Here is a 19367-nt window from a genome sequence, read left to right on the forward strand (position 1 = left end):
AGAAACCGAGTGAACGCTCCTTGCGGATCATCATCCGGAAGATCGTCCATTTCGTCTTGGGTAATGAAGTCGAAGATCATCACGACGTGCAACTCCACGGTTTAGCGACTGCCGCGCGCGATGCGACCGCGCGAATCAGCGGCGAATGGTGGCACGACGGCGACAGCGGGTGAGAGTCAGTCTCGGAAGATATGCACCTGCAATTTGGCCTGGAGGACGTCGCGCCCTGTGTCGCGCCGAGCCGCCTTGATTGAACTTGATTGCTTGAATTGTCACATGATTTTGACGCGACAGGCGCAACACAAAAGCCGTGCAAATGAAGCGACCAGCGCGTCAATTATCCGAGCACTTTCAATCATTTACGCGTTGGCTGGGGAACCTAGATTCGAACCAAGACAAACAGTGTCAGAGACCGAGTGTCACGAGAGCAAGGCCGACATCTTCGCCTCCCAAGCTCTATGATTTGGTATTGGAAGGCATCGCCTTAAACACAATAGACAGGAGCGCGAACACTATAGCTCCGACAATAGATATGCAGATTGTTGCGAATTTTAACGACGTAAGAGCTGTCGCTCTCTTGGCATCGTCATCGCGGACAGCGCGTCCGGGCTGGAGAAGCATACGAAGGATAATATCCTCACCCAGGTCGGACAGGCCGTAAATGGCACCCCCCGTTCCGCAGAACATCGCGAGGGACGACACGAACGACGAGCCAGCTTGCTGCGCAGCAACGACCCAAGACAGCAGGCTGAAAAAGCCCAAAGCAACGGCGAAACCCATGTCAATTAGCAACACGCGGTCGCGGTAAAGATCGAGCGCAGATTTCCCGAACGCCGTCGGCTGTTTGAGCGCGGCTATCCTGAACTCGTTGAGATCCTGGGCGCTATATCCGCGCCATCGCCGCTCAGGAACCTTTATCGGGGCGACTGCCCGGTCGACCGCCGCCCCGAACTTATGGTTTGCACCGAAGAATCCGAGCGTCGCTACGCCAGTCACAACCAAGCCAACGATACAGACCCCGCTGAAATCCATCAGACCCCCAGCATAAGCTTGCTAGCCCCCGATATGATTAGCCTGCAACGGCGCAGAACTTCAGCGATTCTCCCCCGTGTCGCGCAGTATTTCAACGAACGAAGCCGCCGACATCAGCGTTGCCCATACGGGAGCATCCACCGCACGTTGACTTGGCCGGATTCTCGCAGCAGGTTAACACCGTCTGCGGGATCTGCGGTTGAGGGGCTCAAGCCCTCGCGTCCCAGAAGAGCGTGTTACGCGGCCGATGAATTTGACGCCGGGTCGGCTCGGCCTACGTCTGGACGACAGTGCCGCTAGTGAGCTTCAACGCCGACCTCGGCCCCACCTTCACGAGATCCTAACATCTCCCCGCATTTAAAATCGCTGGAGGTAGTCAGCCCGGCGAGAACCAGAGGTACCCGTCGCAATCGGTACCGCGCGCGGTAGCACCATTCGCACTTACGATTTGAGAATTTCACTGCCCTGTTGCGCGAATACGACATACAAGACAACCAGATCGTGCCTACAATCAGAGGATTAGACGTTGGCAGGGGACATCCGATGTTTATTCGAATATTTGCCGCGAGCGCGGCCGCATTTCTGTTGGTGAGTTGCTCCATCCATCCGCTTCCAGAAGACGTCACAGGTGTAAATACGTATCATATTGCTCGGCAAATCCGCTGTGAAACGCGGGAAGCCGCGCTGCAGTTTCTGATCCGACAACTTACACGGCTTGCCACCGACCATGATGATCAACTTGGCGATCCGATCGCTCGACAAGTATTAGCGGATTATGAAGCGGACCCCGACTCGATTAGCAACTTCAACCCCGATCGATTTCCGGGTCCGAAATATGAACAGGTGCGAAATTTTTATCGCGTAATCTACTCGACGGCGATCGCCTACAATTTTGATCTCACCATGAGTGAACAAAATGATCTTGGCACCACCGTGAATCTATTGGGTCCTTGGGCACGAAAATTGACGCTTGCCGTGTCAGGCGATTTCAACAGGAACCGAACTAACGAGCGTTCCTTCACGGTGACCGACACCTTCAGCGAACTCTTGGTAAGATTAAATGTGCTTGTTCGAGGTCATCGATACTGCGACGGGCAAATCAAGCAGGCCAACTACGTCTATCCTATCGCCGGTCATATCGGTGTCGACGAACTTGTGAAGACCTTCTTCGAATTGGTTTATCTCGGGCAGCTGTCTGAAAAGGACGCCGCAGCAGGCGCGATCGGCGCTCCAACCATTGCAGACAAACTTACCTTCACGACGACAATTGACGGGTCATCAACGCCCAAAGTCATCTTTACTCCCGTCGGCTCTGGCTTCCAACTCGCCGATGCTTCGCTCACTGGCTCGCTAAACCGGACGGACACTCATAAAGTCACTGTGGGCCTTGCTGTAGATAAGGACGTCCTAGCTTATCTTACTGCGCTGCGTAGCTACCTCTTCTCCCGAGAACGAAGCGGCGATGCCTCCCTCGTCTCCCCTTCCGTGCGCAAGGTGCCGCCCCGCGGCCCTGTGCGCACGCCACGCCTACCGGCGGATGACATATATGTAGGAACCACTCTTACTGCCCAGGCTCGTAATTGGGCCGAAGAACTTGCGGCCAGGGCGGTCGACCAACTGAAAAGTCGCGAGCTCCAGCTCATTCGTGCTCCATAAGGGATCACCTCCAAAATGGCAAAATCAGTCTCGAAACCCCAGAAACGCGCGCCACCTCGCCCCTCCAGGCGCACAAAGAAGGCAAAAACACGGGTCATCAAGCCAAAACCGAAGACCCGAACGCCTAGGGCGGTGGACCCGATTCCGCGTGACAAAAACGAAGATCCATTTGGTGACTTGTGATTTCCCCGCGCATGCAGACCTAAGCCTTTTTAACCGCTACTCGAAGGAGCTTCGCGATGATTAGAGCAGCCGCATTCAATCAAGGGAAATTTCCGACCATAAGTTTTGTGAATCTGGCGAAGGCGCCCCTTGAGGTCGACCTCAAGAAACTGGTGGCAGCATTAGAAAAGCAATTGGAGCGAGATTTCGTACCCATATGGGGTTATCCTGCCAAGCTTCAGGTTGCCGACAAACCGAAGCCCGATGAATGGCAAATTGTCTTTCTGGATGATTCTGATGCGGCCGACGCTCTCGGTTATCATGATCTTACCAAGGACGGGCAACCTGTGTCGAAGGTCTTCGTCAAGAGTACCGTCGCGGCCGGAGAGAAGGTGAGCGTCACCACGTCCCATGAGTTGCTCGAAATGTTGATTGATCCCGGCGCGCAAATGTGGGCTCAAGCAAGCAACAGCCTGTTTTACGCTTACGAAATGTGTGATGCGGTGGAGGACGGGGAGTATGAAATCGATCGCATCGCTGTAAGCAACTTCGTCTACCCTTCTTTCTTCGAATCTTGGCATAAGCCGCGGTCGGTCCGATTTGATCATCTAAACAAGGTCAGCAAACCGTTCCAGACTTTGAAAAACGGGTATCAAATCGTCAGCAACGGTTCAGCAGCGCGAGAAATCTTCGGCTCGCGCCGCAAGGAGCGCCATTTCCATGAGGTCGAAGATCGCACTATGCATCGCAGCGAATATCGCAAACGAATAACGAATGTACGCGCTGCGAGAACCAATATGCCGGCAGCACTTGTTACCGAAACCGGGTTAGTAGCCGACACGAGAACGCCTCGCGCGGCTGTACTGCATCACGCCGGTCGACTCTTAACCGAGTTGGCCGCCATGGTCGACCCGCTTCCAGGTGGCGACCCGTTCGAATTGTGACGCGGAGCTACCGATGGCACCGACCTTTCCTGTAAGTACACGAAAATCGTCTGCCCACGACGCCAAAGCCGATCAGTATCTTGCAACCGCTTGATAGAAGCGTTCTGCCCGCCGGAGGCGATTGTGCTAGACCCATTCTGCGGGTCTGGTTAAGACGCTGGTGGCTGCGCCGACCTGCTGGCCGATCAGTGTCGGCATGGACTCGAAGCATAGACATGAAGCCGCCTCCGTACGCCTCAACCCATCGGACTTGTCACTTACCGGAAAGTCATTCTGGAGCGGTCCTATTGCGTCTGCGCCGAGGCGCGTCGGAGCAAGGCATCCAACCGTATCCCTGAAGGGAGCCCTCGGTCTCTTGCGCTGAGCGGTTAACTACTGGAAGCGAATGTCGGACAGCAGGTACGCATACGACGAAGGCCGCCTGATTGACGCATGCGCGCGAGCACGGCGAGTTCTACGATGGCGTTGCGTGAAGGGTCAGGCGGCTTGCTGATTGGCGGACTTGCCGGCTTGGTGCAGGAGCTTCCATTCCCAGGGCAGCAGTTCGCGCAGACGCGAGGTGGGAAGATCAGCGATCCGGGCGAGGACGTCGGCGAGCCAAGCCTTGGGATCGACGTCGTTGAGGCGACAGGTCGTGATCATCGTCAGCATGATAGCTGCACGATCGGCGCCACGCTGGCTGCCAGCGAAGGTCCAGTTGCGCCTTCCCAAGGCAATGCCTCTCAATGCACGCTCAGCGCAATTGTTGGTCAAGCAGATCCTGCCATCGTCGAGGAAGCGGACGAAGTCGTCCCAGCGCTTAAGCATGTAGTTCATGGGCTTCAGGACCTCGGCGGAGCGCGAGAGGCTTTCTCGCTCGCGGAGCAGCCAGTCGTGCATGTCGTCGAGCAGCGGCTTGCTCCGCTCCTGGCGCACGGCACGCCGCTCGTCGGCACTACGGCCGTTGATGGCGCGCTCGATCTCGAACAACGCATCCAGACGCCTGACCGCCTCCAGCGCGATCGGAGAGACCGGTTTGCCCTTGCCTTCCCGGGCGGCTTTCTCGATGTCAGCCAGCTCGAAGAATCCCCGCCGCGCATGGGCCAGGCAAAATGCCGGCGTGATCGGCATTGCTTTCCTTTTTGGGTCGAACAACGGCTCGAAGCCGCCATAGCAATCCGCCTGCAGAATGCCGACGAAGGCGGCCAGATGCCTCTGAGGATTTTCGCCCCGTCGATTGCCCGAGGCATAATAGACCGCCGCCGGCGGCGCAGGCCCGGCGAACGGCCGGTCATCCCGCACATACGTCCAGATCCGGCCGGTCGTGCATTTGCCCTTCGCCAGGACGCGGATGGTGGTGTCGTCGCCATGAAGGCGCTCGGCCGCGAGCACATGACGCTCGATCAGCTGGAACAGCGGCATGACGGCGAAGGTTCCGTGGCCGACCTGGTCGGCCAGCGTCGACAGCGGCAGATCGATCCTCTCGGCCTTGAAGCGCACGCTCTGGCGGTTGAGCGGGATATGCATGCCGAATTTGTCGAACAAAATCGTCGCCAGCAATTGTGGGCCGATGAAGCCGCGGGGCGTCGCATGGAACGGTGCCGGCGGCTGGCTGATCTTCTCGCAATCGCGGCAGGTGAACTTCTCGCGTACCGTCTCGATGACCTTAAAGCGACGCGGAATCTCCTCCAGCGTCTTGGTCACATCCTCGCCGACCTTCGCCAGCCGCGATCCGCCGCAGCAGGCGCAGGTCGTTGGAGCCTTGATGACGACGCGCTCACGTTCGATGTCGTCCGGCCACGGTTTGCGCACCGGCCGCTTGCGCGTGAAGGCGCTCACGCTCTGGGTTTTTGCCGCGGCAGCCTGCGCAGCCAGCTCATTCTCGGTCGCCGTGGTGGCGAGTTCTTCGAGCTCCAATTCCAACTGCTCGAGTAGCCGCGCCGTGCGCTCGGAGCGCTGCCCGTGCAGTTCGCGTTTGAGCTTCTCGATCCGTAGCTCAAGATGAGCGATCAGCACCTCGCTGTCCGACAGCTCCGCCCGCGCGTTGGCGGCATCCGCGACTGCCACATCGCGTTCAGCCTGCAACGCCTCGCGCTCGGCCAGCAGCGCAAGGTAGGCGCTTGCGAGATCCGACGGAAGATCGTCCGGCTTCGATGTCATGAAGTCATTGAATCAGATCGAGCATCAGATTCAAACCCAAAACGATTATCCGACCCGCGTCGGGCGCTGGGTTTCTTGCGGATTGCGCCAGTCGATCCCGGACAGCAGGTAGCTCAACTGCGCCAGCGAGATCGTTACCGCTTCACCGGCAACCGATGGCCAGATAAACTTTCCTCTCTCGAGTTTTTTTGTGAACAAGCAGGCTCCCTGACCATCGTGCCAGATCACCTTCACAAGATCGCTGCGGCGACCACGGAAGACAAACAAATGACCGCTAAGCGGTTCTTTGTGCAGCACCTCCTGCACTTGGAGGGCCAGCGATGGAAAGCCTCTGCGCATATCCGTGTAGCCTGTAGCCAGCCACACTCGCACATTCCCTGGTACAGAAATCATCGGCGTCCAAGCACATCGAGGACCCGCGCCAACGCCTCCGGATCGACGTGCGCATCCACCCGGATGCACCGTCGGTTGCCGAGATCGATCTCTATCAATCCAGTACGCGCAGCTGCCGCCGAACGAACTCGGCCATCAACCGTAGGCAAAAGCTTCGGAGTTTCTTCAGCCGAGGCTGCTACGGCGGCGATCTGCACCGGCGTAAAAGATGGCGCAACTTGTTCCGATGTCCGTGCTTGGCGACGCCAGGTAAACACCAGGCTGGCCGCTACTCCGTTGCGCCGCGCAACCTCAGTTACCTTCGCGCCCGGTGCCAGCGTCTCCTCGACAATCCGTGCCTTGTCGTCCTGCGACCAACGCCGCCGCCGCTCGAGCCCGCCCAAAACCTCGACCCGCATCGCCTGATGACCTTAAAGCTAGACTTAAGGTCACACGCTTCGCGAATTACCACCCGTCACGCAAGACGGTCCTCGTCGGAGGCGTACGACAGCAGCGATTCTTGCGACGAAGCGGGTGGATAGCATCTACGTCGCTGTCCGTGGCTTACTGGAGGAAAGGGCGCGCCTGATCTCCAATTCGAACGCCCGGACAGTGATAGGCGAACGGTATGAATCAATTAAGCCCATAACGCTCGTTAGCATCCGACCAACCTAATCTAGGTCAAAGCAATCTGGTCGTTCAGAGCGGCCAACGGTAAAGTCGATGCCGCTTGTCCGGTTTATTGAAAGTTGCGCTGCATGACATCTATTGGAACAGCAATATCGTCGAACGCCTGACACGACTTTTCCCTCCTCCATTGGCCGTGACCTGCCACTGAATTTTCATCCGGCAGCGGTTAGAGTCTCGGAGCTTTGTACGCCAGGTGGCGCGGTTGGAGCAACGGACGATCGGCGGAGCTGGTCGGGGTTGCGTAGCCGATCGTCCGTTGCGGTGAGGTGGGCGGCATAAGCCGCGGGGGGTCATGTATTTCAGCGACGAGTGAGGCCGCTGAAGATTGTAGTCGGCGACCCAATTGGCGATCTTGGCGCGGGCATGGTCGAGATCGAAGAAGAGAGTCTCGTTGAGCAGCTCGTCACGCATCCGGCCGTTGAAACTCTCGACGAAGCCGTTCTGCATCGGCTTTCCCGGTGCAATGAAGTGCCAGTCGATGGCTGCGTCCCTGCACCAGGCGAGCATGGCATTGCAGGTGAACTCGGTGCCGTGGTCGGACACGATCATTCCTGGCTTGCCGCGTCGTTCGACGACGGCCGTCAGTTCGCGGGCGACGCGTCGTCCTGAGATCGACGTATCCGGAATGGCGCCCAGACATTCCTTGGTGACGTCGTCGACGATGTTGAGGATGCGGAAGCGCCGACCGTTGGCGAATTGGTCGTGGACGAAATCCAGCGACCAGCGCGCGTTGGGCATCGCCTCGACTAGGATTGGGGCACGGGTCCCCACGGCCTTGCGGCGAGCCCGCCGCTTGCGGACGGTGAGCCCTTCTTCGCGATAAAGCCGGTAGATCCGGTTGATCCCCGATGGCTCCCCCTCCCGCCGCAGCAGCACGAACAGCCGGCGGTAGCCGAACCGCCGCCGCTCGTTGGCAAGGTCACGCAGCCGGCCACGGAGAGTCGCGTCCGGAGAACGGCTGGAGCGATAGCGGATCATCTTCCGATCCGCTCCGACAATCGAACAGGCCCGCCGCTCCGACAGGCTCATGACGGCCTGCAGATGCGCGACCGCAGCGCGCTTGGCGGCGGGCCCTACCATTTTTTGAAAGAAGCTCGCGAAGGGCGGCGGCGTCGAGCATCTGCTCGGCTAGAAGCTTCTTCAGCTTCGCGTTCTCGTCCTCCAGCGCCCTCAGCCGCTTCGCCTCTGAAACGTCCATGCCGCCGAATTTGGCCTTCCAATTGTAGATCGTTGCTTCCGAGACCCCGTGCTTGCGAGCCAGGTCGGCCGTCTTTGCCCCAGCCTCATGCTCCTTCAACACTGCGATAATCTGCTCTTCCGTGAACCTTGCTCGCTTCATCTGTCCGTCCTGCTTCGGGCCGGACTCTAACTCCATCTGGAGGAAATACGCAGGGGCAGGTCACACCGAACCAGCGCCGCCCCTGCTCGACAACCGCAGGACGAATGCCGCACGCGCCGCAAGCGATCAGGAGACCGAAGACTTCAAACCGGTCCTGACGCTGTTCTGCCGTGGGACGGAGCTACCTGGCTCTTCAGCGAGCTCGATCCCAAAAAACCCGACATCGCCTTCGGCCTCTGTGATCTCGGTCAGGGCTTTTCCCGAACTGGGCCGCGTCAGCCTTGCCGAACTGGCCGGGATACGCGGCCCCGGGCGGCCTCACCATCCAACGCGATCTGTTCTTCAAGCCCAACAAGACTCTGCAAGCTTACGCCGATGAGGCCCATCGGCGGGGCTCTATCGACGCCTGATTTCATCACCAACCAAAAGGAGCAGCCAATGATCGGGCTCAACCGCCCCGCCCCTTACAAGGCGGGGCCGCTGCCGGCCGTCGAAAACTCTCGTTTGTCGCGGAAGCACGTCCTAATTCTCAGCCGTATGCACGATGTGCTTATCGTCCTCGTGAGTCCACTTTGTCTGCACATTCGGGAGCACTTCTGCGACGAATTCCTTGATCTCGCTATAACGCTTGGCGTTGTGAGACGTGTGTCCCGTATTTGAGAAAACAATCGTATGCGGATTGATCCGCTGGAGCATCGCTTTTAAATTCTCACGTTGCGGCGCGTCCTTCTTGTTCGGAAACCAAAGATGGTGCGGCCATTTCAGGATGCCCGCCCTGAGGTTTAGCTCATCAGAATTCTTCGCAATGGTTGTCCAGGCCGTGTCACTCAGATCATCGCAGAGGAGCCAGTGCATACCTTTGTAGCCAAGCCGAACGAGCAGACCGCCATCATTGGGCTTCTGTGCGCGCACGAGGTGATGAACGTCGATTGTCACACCGGCAGCGCTCTTGAGCGACCAGCTCTCGATATCACTTTCAACCGTAGTCTCGCGAGCGTCTGCGTCAAAGAGAGGGTCGACACCCTTCTTCACGAAATGGGTGATGCCCGGCAACCCCGGTAGTTCTTTAATGTCCTTTCTTACGCCACCCGTTAACGGTTGCCGCAGATCAGCAGCTCGCTTCTTGGATTTCCGCTCACTCATGAACAGACGATCAACCGATCCGCCATCTTGCATGGATCGACCGATCAGCACCTCCTGGATATCGAAGCCGGCATCGGCAATGTAGCGCAGGCCGCCTAAGTGATCGGAGTGCGAATGAGTAATAACAATGCGAAGGGAGGGCTTCTCGCCGGGATAGTTGCGTGCCAGATAACCCGACAATTTCGACAGCGTATTCTTTCCAATACCCGTATCGATCATCAGGAAGGTCCCATCAGGCAATCTGGCGACCAGGGCGTCACCTCTGGTTTCCAGATTGAGTGTCGCGAAATCGAGGCCGGCCGAACTCATCGCACGGTTGGGATGTTCGAAAATCTGCTCATCTTTCTCATTCTTCCGCGTAAACACTTGCGCGGCCATACCTCGCGCGACATCATCTAGAAGTTCTACCTTGATACCCTTTTCCTTCAGCATTTCCTGGTCGTCCGTATCGCTCGCAACCAGCAACGCCCCACGGAGCTCTTGGTTGATGAAGGCTGGTGTAAGCTCCGTCAAAGGTACTCTGCGGGATTCAATCGTGTTGTCGGCCGTCAGTCGAACCAAACATGCCGTATCTCCGTCGGTATCCACCTTGACAAGACCCATATCGGCGGGTGCCGCCGTATGCACACCAAGACTCCGCATCAGCCCAAGCGATGCTTGCAGTAAAGCTTCCGCCTGCTTTGCGCGTTCGGCACTTATCTCTTTGAACAACTGGCTCCCGCAACTCACAAGGCTCAGGGTGGCAAGTCCCGGCTGCCCTGTCGTCCACATCGTTTCGCTGGCCAGGCCCGACGACGACTGGTCGGTGATATCGAACGACGACCGCCGGACGGCTTCCTCAAAGCTAAGCTTCTCCCGAATTCGAAGCTCACGAAAGAAAGCCATGACGGTCGGACCGAAACTCGGCAATGCGAGCATTGCACTGAAAGCCTTCACTAAGCTGGCATTGGCTGCTTCTTCATTCGCCTTCGCGATCTCAACGCCCGCAAATTGGTTGCCAAAGAACTTGATGTCCTCGGCGGTCGGCTGTCTTCCCAGCAAAAATGTAAACCAGTGCAGACGATCCGAAGCGGTTAGGTCCTCATTTTTAACGCCAAAATATCTGGCGATCATTCCATCGATCCAATCCCGCGCAGGGGCCGTGTTTGCCGGCGCTGGGATCGCAGCACTCTTGAGCAATGGACCGCCAAACCTCTTCCATTCCTCGTACTGCCGTGTCGCTTCAAGGGTCTCAATCACGTTACGGTCGATGTCGGAATTGCTGCCGAGATAGGCTCGAAGCGCATCCAGTGATTTCGACGCCCCCAGCAAAGCGGGGTTGCTCGTCCATTGCTCATGAGCCGAGCGCACGTCAGATTCGTCTTCGCCCGCGATGGTCAGATCAGAGACGACAATACGAAATGAGAAACCGGGCTCCGTTGGTTTAAGCTCAATGGCGTTAGCGGCGTGCAGCCCGGAAAGTGTCAACCAAGCGTCACGACCGGAAATCGCTTGGTCGAGTGGCTTCTCCGCAATCAGTAGATCTCCCATGTATTTCTGCACCTTGGCGTTTCCGCTCACATGCGAAATCTTGCTATCGGAATCTGGAAAATCACGGCCGTTATCGATACACATTGCTGGCAGCCTGTAAGCGTTATCTTCGCCAGGAGGCAATGCAATTTGTGGCAATGGGCCTGACGAGCTGGTAGGCAAGCCTGCGGGGAATGCAGGGCCGGCGCTGACCATGCGACCCCAGCCTCCACCGCCGCCCCCACTTCCACTTCCCCCGACAACGAGACCAACTCCGCCGCCGCCACCTACGCCTCCTCCACTACCAGTACCGCTACCGCCGCCAGCTCCGCCGCCCCCTCCGATCCAGTAGTCACCGACCGGTATGCGCATTCTCTGTTTCAGTTCCTGGGCCTCTGCCGACGAGGTAACAAAGAGGATAAAAGTGACAAGGATCGAGAAGAGCAGCTTCTGAAACATGGTAAGAGCCAATCGTTTGCAGCCGGATCAATGAAAGCGCGCGAATAAAAACGTGAGCAATCTTAGCGCGAGTGGGCAACTTGTCCATCTGGCTGGGTTGATTTTTTTCGCGGTCCAAAAGGTGAGCCGTCATAGATCGGATCAGGTCAATCTTTGCCGCATCCGTCACCGAAAGGTGGGACCGCCGCCGAACCCCAAAGAAGGTCCTCGCCGCGAAGCCGTGCCGCCGCTCCGGTCAGGCCCAGCCGCCGGAGCGGTCGCGCGGACGGCTTCCCGTAAACCGTGCCCCCGATCGTGCCCCGTTCGTGCCGTCAGCATCCTTGCGCTTCCAGTCGGCGAGAAGGTCTGCGGTCACCGGCCGTCGTCGTCGCCGGACAAAAGCATCGGTGCGCGATCGGTCGCGTTCTTGGTCATGTAACTCTCCTTCTTTTTTTGCCGCTGGCAACTGCTGGCCGTTGATCGGGAGACCCTGCCGCCGGGCCGGCACCCGTCCACGCGCCTCGCTTCCGCGCCGGATGAAGAATCCGGCTTGTGCAGCTCCGGCCCGCTGCGCGGCCAAGGGCGTTTGACGGCCGCCTCTGACCCGTCGGCTCAAGGCTCTCGACCGGCCGCAGGTTGCGGACGGCGCAACAATCTGAAGGAGAGTAACATGACCAAGAGCACGACCAATGGCTTCATTGTCGATGGCGACGGTGACGATGCAAGCTGGACCGAGATCGGTGCAGCCTGGAAGCACAAGGACAGCGATGGCATGAACATCGTGATCCCGCCTGGCATCACGGTCTCGGGCAAGCTTGTTGTCCGCGCCGCCAAAAACCCACAGGCCGTCGAAGCGTGAGGGGCCCAACGGCCCCACCTCATCGAGGCGGGGCCGTTGCCTTTGGGAAACCACGGTAAGGCGCCGCTATCTTACGTAGCATCACATTACAAATGCGATCAAAATGAGCTTCCATCCGGCCCGGTGCTGCTTTGACCGACCTCCAACGAACGCACGGCGATTAGATGAGTAACGATGCCAATGCAGAGTCGCGGGTCCAGTCGTGAGTACGAGGTAAGCAACAGTAAAAGCAGCCTCCTCCGTACGTCTGTTGTTGAAAAACCTTTGAGCCACTCGGGAGGGAGGAAGGTTCTGGTGGAAGATAAAGAAATCATCCGGACATATCGCTTCGAACGCCACAGGTTTTCGAAACCGCGCACTCCCGACCTGACTCTCGTGCTCTAGCATTCTTGCCAGCTCACATTTGCGAGCGGGGCGCCGTCGAGTGCAAAGAAAGGACACTCCCAAGACTGCCCTGTAGTTCGTAGCAGCCTCAACCGTTCTTCCGGCCACACATTGAGATTTGACAGTTACTCCTTTATCGAGCCGCGAACCGGCCTGAGCCAACAGGCGCGCTCGGATTCCTCCCCTATCAGCTGACATGAAGCGGATGGCAAACATGCGCGCGAGAGGTGTCGCTTTTTCTCTTTCAATTCTTTACACCCGAGAGTAGAGTGATGGCTATCACTTTTACCAATTATCTTTCCGAGCGTTTTTCTGCGCTCGTCGGATGAGTGCTGCTGTTTTCATTGCGATCTTTCCATATGAGGCAGACCATGGGGTTATCAGGACTGCTATGGCTGCGTGAGCAGATGACATTCTCGAACTCGAGTCCGCCAGTTCCTTGCGATTTAGTGCGGTGATACGGTGCAATCCGGGTATCCATCACCAGCAGTTCGTCGGCTGCGCGTCTATGCGTTTGATCCTCAAACGGCGAGCGAACGGGCCTCAGCTGGCTATGCCTACGCGACGATCGCCTTACCATGGGAGGAGCCATGGGAGGCGGAGCTCGAGGCTGGGCCAGTCAATGATTATCTTGAGGTTATCGACGTCGATCCCGCCAGTCGGCAGTTCTATGCCCCAGTTGATCTCAATGATCCGCACCTGCTAGCCCAAGATGGGCTCACACCCTCGGAAGGCAATCCGCAATTTCATCAGCAAATGGTGTTTGCAGTTGCCATGAAGGTCATCCGCCTGTTCGAGCGCGCGCTCGGACGGAAGGTGATCTGGGCGCCCCGCTGGAATCCGCGGCGGAACACGTACGAGCCTGTCAAGAAATTACGCATCTATCCTCACGCTCTTAGGGAAGCGAACGCCTATTACAGCATGGCAAAGCGCGCATTGCTGTTCGGATACTTCCGCAGCACCAATGCATCGGCCGGCGCGAGCTGGGTATTCACCGCGCTCTCCCATGACATCATCGCACATGAAACCACCCATGCCGTTCTTGATGGTCTGCACCGCCGCTACTCCGAAGCGACGAGCGTCGACAGCCTGGCGTTCCACGAGGCATTCGCCGACATCGTAGCACTCTTCTCGCACTTTACGCTGACCGAAGCGGTGCAGGCTCACATTCAGGAATGGGGAGGCGAGCTTGAGCGTGCTAGCCTTCTCAGCGGCTTGGCCAGCCAGTTCGCTGCGGGGACTACTGGGCGAGCGTCCTTGCGCCAGTATGTGGGCAAAGAGACAGATCCTGACCTGCTGGCGCGCACAACGGAGTGCCACGATAGAGGCGCGATCCTGGTCGCGGCCGTGTTTGACGCATTTCTGACCATCTACAAGTCACGTACTGACGACCTGCTTCGGATCGGCGGCGTCTCTCGTGGAGGTGGCAGGCGAATCGACTCTGACCTTGCCTCACGCTTGACCCGGGAAGCGACTAAATCGGCGGATCACGTACTTCGCATGTGCATTCGCGCGTTGGACTATCTTCCCGCTGTCGATGTGCGATTCGGAGAATTTTTGCGGGGCATCATCACCGCTGACGCGGACCTGGTGCCGAACGACACGTTGAATTATCGCCTCGCCTTCGCGGAGGCGTTCCGGCGGCGCGGGATCTTTGCCGAAAACTGTCTTTCCATGTCGCCAGACAACCTGCTTTGGGAGAGCCCGGAACAGATGTTCGGAAAGAATCCCCTCGATGTGGGCGACATCGAGGAGATCGATCTCGACATCATGCCACACTATCGACGGGACGACGTCATCCAAAGTTCGGAAGATAACCGGTATAAGCTTTGGGAGTGGTTGGGCGAACCCGATAGAAAGAAGCCCGCGATCGACCGTGCCTGGGAAAAGGCTCTTGGGATCTATTTCGTTCAGCCGAAACGGCTGGAGGGAGTATTCGAGGGCAGCTGGGGCGGACCGGCGTTCGAGGTGCACAGCGTTCGTACGACGAGGCGCAGTGGCCCCGATGGTCAGGATGTTCGACAACTCGTGATCGAGGTAACGCAGCGCCGCCGGGGCTATTTCGATCCGCGGCGGCAAGAGCTTGTAGATGCCGGCAAAGCCCGGCACGGGCGGAGCGATTTTGTCTTCCGCGGCGGCGCCACTCTCATCATAGACCTCAGAGAAAATCGTCTGAGATACGTTGTGCGTAAGCGCATCGACGACAACACTCGACTGAACGAGCAGCGAGAGCTGTTATGTCAACCCGATGGATTTGGGTTCACCTACCTGGGTAACAGAGGCGCGCGTGAACCGTTCGCGGTGACGCATCGGGGGCAGTAGGGAGTCCACATGGCGAAGAAGGCACGTGCGGTAAAACGAGCGCCCCACGGAAGGAAGAAGCGATCTTCACCGGCTAAGGCGAAGAAGGGCCGCTCATCGAAAGAGACCTCCGGCCGAAAGTCAGGAAAGGCCCAGACCAGCACAACTCCTGCCAGCCTGAGCTCGAAGGTGTCCCATGCAAGGAAGAGCACAACCTCCCAAAATCATACACCGACCGTAGGCGGAGGGACGATTTCAGTCCGCATGTATCGTGGGTTGCTCGGAGACTTCTTCTTCATTAGACACACCGTCGGCGCTAAAAGCTTTAAGATGTTGATTGACTGCGGCGTCTTGCAACGCATTGGGACGGAGAAGGCAAAGCCCTCGACGTCCCTTGGGAAGCAGCGCATCGTCGCAGGAGCAAGGGATTTTATCCAGGAATGCGCCGGTTCGGTTGATCTGATAGTGGCGACGCACGAGCACTACGATCACCTTTCCGGCTTCATGTTGGCCAACGACAGCTTCGCAAATTTCAAGATCGGCAAAGTCTGGATGGCCTGGACTGAGGACCGTCGCGACAGGCTTGCGAACAGCTACCGCAATAAGAAAAACAAAGCTCTCGCTGCACTTGCCCTGCTGGCTGACAACCCCTCTCTATCTGCGGCCGAGGCGATGGAAACCGTCCGGAACCTCCTGCAATTCTACGGGAATGTCACTGGCCCTGGTATCGCCGCGGCGGGTCGCACGGGCGCCGCTCGGCTGTCTGGTAATTCCAGTTGTGAAGCCGTGCTCGAATGGCTTCGTCAAAAAGCCGGGATGGCGAATGTCTCTTTCTTAAAACCCGGTGACGTTGTGCGTTGGGGCGTAGATGACATCTTTCGCGCCTACGTCTTGGGACCTCCTCGGGACGATCAAAGATTGCGTCAGCTCGATCCATCGAAGGGATCTGCGCGCGAAGTTTATCTTGCTCGTGGCGAAGACGTCGAATCTTTGACTGGGCTAGCCGCAATTCACACCGAACGTGAACGAGACTGGCATCTGGACGACTTGCCATTTGCACCTCTGCATTGGCGGTCCTACGATCTGGATGGCACGACAAGAGGACCAAAGTCGAAGAAGTTGGACGATCCGATTGTCAAGCTTTACGAGCGAACCGACGACATTTCGCGCGACCGTCGAATTGACGCCGACTGGTTGGGAAGCGCCGAGAACCTGGCGCTAAAAATCGATGGCGACGTAAACAATACTTCGCTAGCTCTCGCATTGGAACTTGCCGATAAGCGCGTCTTTTTGTTTCCTGGCGACGCGCAGGTTGGCAACTGGCTGTCTTGGGGGGACCAAACCTATTCGGCGGAGGACAAGAAAGATGGGCCAAAACTGAAGATTGATGAGCTGTTGTCGCGCACGATCCTCTACAAGGTCGGACATCACGCGAGTCACAACGCGACGCTGCGCAACCAAGGCCTTGAGTTGATGACCAATCCAGATCTCTGCGCAATGATCCCGGTGGTGGAAAAAACGGCACGCGAGCAGAAGACCAAGAGCTCTCCGGATGGATGGGCTATGCCGTATGGCGATCTTTACAAGCGCCTTGAACAACGAACGGCCGGCAGGATCGTACGCGGCGATGGCGACATCTCTGAAGAGAAGAGGAAGTTCGGCAAGTCCATTTTCGGTTTATCTTATGGCGATACACTCAAGCCTAAGGATCCGCTCTGGGTAGAATTGTCGCTCAAAATATGAGGCGCAGCGACTATCCCTAAACGGATCACTCGTAAATCGTCTCAAAGCGCGCCCCGGCGGCAACCATTGTCGGATTCGGGAGGAGAAGCACCCAGCCTGATACGCGTAGTACTACGCAGCACGAGTCCAGAGAGCAGGAGGCGAGACATGACTGAAACCGATGCAGCGCCGGGATCGACCGCCGAAATCGTCCAGAAGGCAACTGAATTTCAGTGGGACGGTCATGGTCCCGAGCCAGGCATAGCGATCGCCGCCTCCGGGGGTGGCTTCCGTGCGATGCTATTTCACGCAGGTGCGTTCCAACGGCTCAACGAACTGGGCCTCCTCTCTCAAGCAAAGCGAATTTCGAGTGTTTCAGGTGGGTCAATCGCGGCAGGTTACTTGGCCGCCATATGGCAAGCTCTCGGGCATCCAGATCGAGACGGCGTGTTTGCGAATTTCAGGGAGCAGTACGTAGATCCGATAGTGGCTTTCTCGCGCGAGAAAGTCGATGTGGTTGATGCGCTTACGGGTTTCTTGCCCTGGACATCCGCCGCGGAACAGGTCGCAGCCACGTACGATCAGCACCTCTTCCAAGGAAAGACCCTGCAGCAAATTCCCGACTTGCCTCGTTTTGTCTTCTGCTCGACCAATCTTCAGTCCGGAGTTCTCTGGCGCTTTTCAAAGCAGTATGCCGGCGACTACTTAGTTGGTCGCCTCGACGCACCGGCAATCGCTCTCTCACGTGCCGTTGCCGCCTCGTCCGCCTTTCCTCCAGTCCTCTCTCCAATGTTGCTGGAAGTCCCTCCCGCTGCATTTGCCGATTGGCCCAGTGGTCCAGGCCCGCTTGCTCCTGACGTCCTTAGATCCTGTCGCGAGCGGGTGGTGCTCACCGATGGCGGCGTGTATGACAATCACGGCCTCGAACCGATCGTAAAGCGCTACTACACGATCTTTGCCAGCGATGGAGGGGCTCCATTCGGCCGGCTTGCGGGAGTGCAGACAGACTGGATCGGCCAACTTCGTCGCGTTCTCGACGTTACAGATAACCAGGTGCGTGCCCTTCGACGGCGAGATCTTCTTGCACGTCTAACTGCAGGCAACAAGGTAGGAAGCGAAGCTGCTCTGCAGGCGGCGAAGTCTGAGGGCCGCCTTGGCGCCTACTGGGGAATCGACACTGATCCAGGTAAGTTGACGCCTTTGGGCGCGCTTCCCTGCAATCAGGCAGTCACGCATAGGCTGGCCCAAATCGCTACGCGCTTAAGCGATCTCGGCGAGCAAACCTCGAAGCAGCTCGTAAACTGGGGATACGCAGTGTGCGACCGCAGCATACGAGCTAATTACAAAGGAATGCTGGTCAACACAGAGCCGGTATGGCCCTTCAAGGATGCTCCCTTGAGCTGATCGCAAACGTCTACACCCCGGCTGAAGTCGGTCTGAGATTGTTGTGTGAAGTACGATATAAGGTTGCTCTCCAGTCATCCTGATATGATTTTGCGGGTGAGCGATTTAGCCGCGGCAATGCCGGGCCGTCGGAGTTCCGCGAAAGCGCCCGAGTAAAGTCGGTAGTGATCGGGTTGGTGATGGCAAAAAATATCGTCACCTGCTTCGATTCCGCCCGCAACCAGCTTGTCGGCGCGAACACCAACATCGTGAAGCTGTTTAGCGTGCTTGATCTCGATAAAGGATCGCCAGGTCGGCTATTACAATCTTGTGTTTGAGCTGATACCCGGTCAGAGTCGCGAAAGCGCCTTGGATCTCTTCACCGGCCTTGGTCTCCAGAAGAGCCTTGCCGAAGGCTACGAATTCCTGCTGGAAAAGTATGAGCCCGGTAATGGGGTGTTCTTTTTCGGCGCGGCATTCGGAGGCCTGATCGCGAGCCGGCTTGGAAATCTGCTTGAACTCGTCGGTGTGCTCCGCCCCGAGAATCGCGCCGCGATCGGAGCTGTCCTCGAACTGGCGCGGCAACCACCGGAACGGGCCAAGGACCTAGCCGAGGGGCTCAAGGCCACGTTCCCGCACGAGTGTAGTCCTTATTTCCTTGGAATCTGCGATACCCTCACGCAGACAGCGTGGCTATGTCCGATCATCCACCCGGCATACAGCACCGGAATTCCCAATCTCCCGATCGGACGCCATGCACTAGCAATCGACGAGCCGCGCGCGTTCTTCCACCAGAACCTTTGGTCCCCACCCACTCAGAGCCAGGACCTGAAGCAGGTCTGGTTTGTGGGCTCCCATGCAGACGTCGCAGGTGGCTATCCGGAGCAGGAGAGTGGTCTTTCCGGTATCGCTCTTGAATGGATGGTGCGTGAAGCCATGCTCGCCGGCCTCGTCATCAATGAGGAGCGAGCCGCCCGCGCCTTCGGCGCTACGGGCGAATTCAGTGCACCGGACGCCATCGCGCCGCAGCATCGCCCGTCTGGCGGACTTTGGTGGCTGTTTGAATACCTTCCCTTCCGAATTCTAGATTCAAGCACCAATCCACCAACGAGAAAATGGCGCATCAGCCTTGGCCGAGGGCGGCCATGAGCCACAAGCGTTACAACGTTCGGCGGCTTGCCTTCAGGAGTCTTACGGACAGCGCCACGACGGAAGAGCGGCTCAAGCTCCTCGCTGCCGCTCGCGATCACAGTTCGGATGTTCGAAGGACGTTTGCCCGATCGCATGCAATCCT

General features: G+C 57.9%; 14 protein-coding genes and 2 pseudogenes. 10 read left to right on the forward strand and 6 right to left on the reverse strand.

What is annotated here, in order from left to right:
- The first annotated feature begins 20 nt into the window (after nucleotides 1–20).
- Entirely contained in the window at nucleotides 21–173 is a 153-nt protein-coding gene (locus P6U27_RS31570) for a hypothetical protein (protein ID WP_407193230.1), read from the forward strand.
- A gap of 283 nt (nucleotides 174–456) precedes the next feature.
- Here P6U27_RS31570 and P6U27_RS31575 read toward each other — a convergent pair whose 3' ends face one another.
- Nucleotides 457–1032, reverse strand: coding sequence for a hypothetical protein (locus tag P6U27_RS31575; protein ID WP_407193231.1), 576 nt, complete (start codon nucleotides 1030–1032; stop codon nucleotides 457–459).
- A gap of 543 nt (nucleotides 1033–1575) precedes the next feature.
- On the opposite strand from P6U27_RS31575, the gene P6U27_RS31580 reads away from it, so the two are divergent.
- The gene (locus P6U27_RS31580; RefSeq protein WP_407193232.1) at nucleotides 1576–2688 is read left to right on the forward strand and encodes a hypothetical protein; all 1113 of its coding nucleotides are present in this window, start codon (nucleotides 1576–1578) and stop codon (nucleotides 2686–2688) included.
- Between the two features lie 239 nt (nucleotides 2689–2927).
- A complete protein-coding gene (locus tag P6U27_RS31585) occupies nucleotides 2928–3794 on the forward strand; it encodes a hypothetical protein (RefSeq protein WP_407193233.1) in 867 nt (288 codons plus the stop codon).
- Nucleotides 3795–4271: 477 nt separating this feature from the next.
- On the opposite strand, the gene tnpC is transcribed toward P6U27_RS31585, so the two are convergent.
- From tnpC to P6U27_RS31605, 4 genes and pseudogenes are all read right to left on the reverse strand, one after another.
- Complete coding sequence (gene tnpC, locus P6U27_RS31590; protein WP_122401599.1) at nucleotides 4272–5933, reverse strand: IS66 family transposase; 1662 nt, start codon at nucleotides 5931–5933, stop codon at nucleotides 4272–4274.
- Nucleotides 5934–5978: 45 nt separating this feature from the next.
- Complete coding sequence (tnpB, locus tag P6U27_RS31595) at nucleotides 5979–6326, reverse strand: IS66 family insertion sequence element accessory protein TnpB (RefSeq protein ID WP_035701064.1); 348 nt, start codon at nucleotides 6324–6326, stop codon at nucleotides 5979–5981.
- The gene (tnpA, locus tag P6U27_RS31600; RefSeq protein ID WP_074448291.1) at nucleotides 6323–6724 is read right to left on the reverse strand and encodes an IS66-like element accessory protein TnpA; all 402 of its coding nucleotides are present in this window, start codon (nucleotides 6722–6724) and stop codon (nucleotides 6323–6325) included. Before tnpA ends, tnpB begins: the two co-directional genes overlap by 4 nt.
- A gap of 556 nt (nucleotides 6725–7280) precedes the next feature.
- Nucleotides 7281–8334 (reverse strand): annotated as a pseudogene (locus tag P6U27_RS31605) (IS3 family transposase); the annotation flags it as partial.
- A 165-nt stretch (nucleotides 8335–8499) separates the two neighbouring features.
- Here P6U27_RS31605 and P6U27_RS31610 point away from each other — a divergent pair.
- A pseudogene (locus P6U27_RS31610) lies at nucleotides 8500–8553 on the forward strand (hypothetical protein); the annotation flags it as partial.
- Nucleotides 8554–8615: 62 nt separating this feature from the next.
- Nucleotides 8616–8744: a DUF2958 domain-containing protein gene (locus P6U27_RS31615; RefSeq protein ID WP_407193234.1), complete on the forward strand. Its 129-nt coding sequence runs from the start codon at nucleotides 8616–8618 to the stop codon at nucleotides 8742–8744.
- A gap of 112 nt (nucleotides 8745–8856) precedes the next feature.
- On the opposite strand, the gene P6U27_RS31620 is transcribed toward P6U27_RS31615, so the two are convergent.
- Nucleotides 8857–11445, reverse strand: coding sequence for an MBL fold metallo-hydrolase (locus tag P6U27_RS31620; protein ID WP_407193235.1), 2589 nt, complete (start codon nucleotides 11443–11445; stop codon nucleotides 8857–8859).
- A gap of 649 nt (nucleotides 11446–12094) precedes the next feature.
- On the opposite strand from P6U27_RS31620, the gene P6U27_RS31625 reads away from it, so the two are divergent.
- From P6U27_RS31625 to P6U27_RS31645, 5 genes are all read left to right on the forward strand, one after another.
- Nucleotides 12095–12283 carry a hypothetical protein gene (locus P6U27_RS31625; RefSeq protein ID WP_407193236.1) on the forward strand — a complete coding sequence of 63 codons (189 nt, stop codon included), beginning with the start codon at nucleotides 12095–12097 and terminating at the stop codon, nucleotides 12281–12283.
- A gap of 846 nt (nucleotides 12284–13129) precedes the next feature.
- On the forward strand, nucleotides 13130–14989 hold the full coding sequence (locus P6U27_RS31630) for a hypothetical protein (RefSeq protein ID WP_407193237.1): 1860 nt from the start codon (nucleotides 13130–13132) through the stop codon (nucleotides 14987–14989).
- A gap of 9 nt (nucleotides 14990–14998) precedes the next feature.
- On the forward strand, nucleotides 14999–16711 hold the full coding sequence (locus tag P6U27_RS31635; protein WP_407193238.1) for a hypothetical protein: 1713 nt from the start codon (nucleotides 14999–15001) through the stop codon (nucleotides 16709–16711).
- Between the two features lie 147 nt (nucleotides 16712–16858).
- On the forward strand, nucleotides 16859–18094 hold the full coding sequence (locus tag P6U27_RS31640) for a patatin-like phospholipase family protein (protein WP_407193239.1): 1236 nt from the start codon (nucleotides 16859–16861) through the stop codon (nucleotides 18092–18094).
- A 267-nt stretch (nucleotides 18095–18361) separates the two neighbouring features.
- A complete protein-coding gene (locus P6U27_RS31645; protein ID WP_407193240.1) occupies nucleotides 18362–19222 on the forward strand; it encodes a phospholipase effector Tle1 domain-containing protein in 861 nt (286 codons plus the stop codon).
- Nucleotides 19223–19367 lie beyond the last annotated feature (145 nt).

The organism is Bradyrhizobium sp. STM 3566, assembly GCF_045571445.1.
Classification (GTDB): Bacteria; Pseudomonadota; Alphaproteobacteria; order Rhizobiales; family Xanthobacteraceae; genus Bradyrhizobium; species Bradyrhizobium vignae.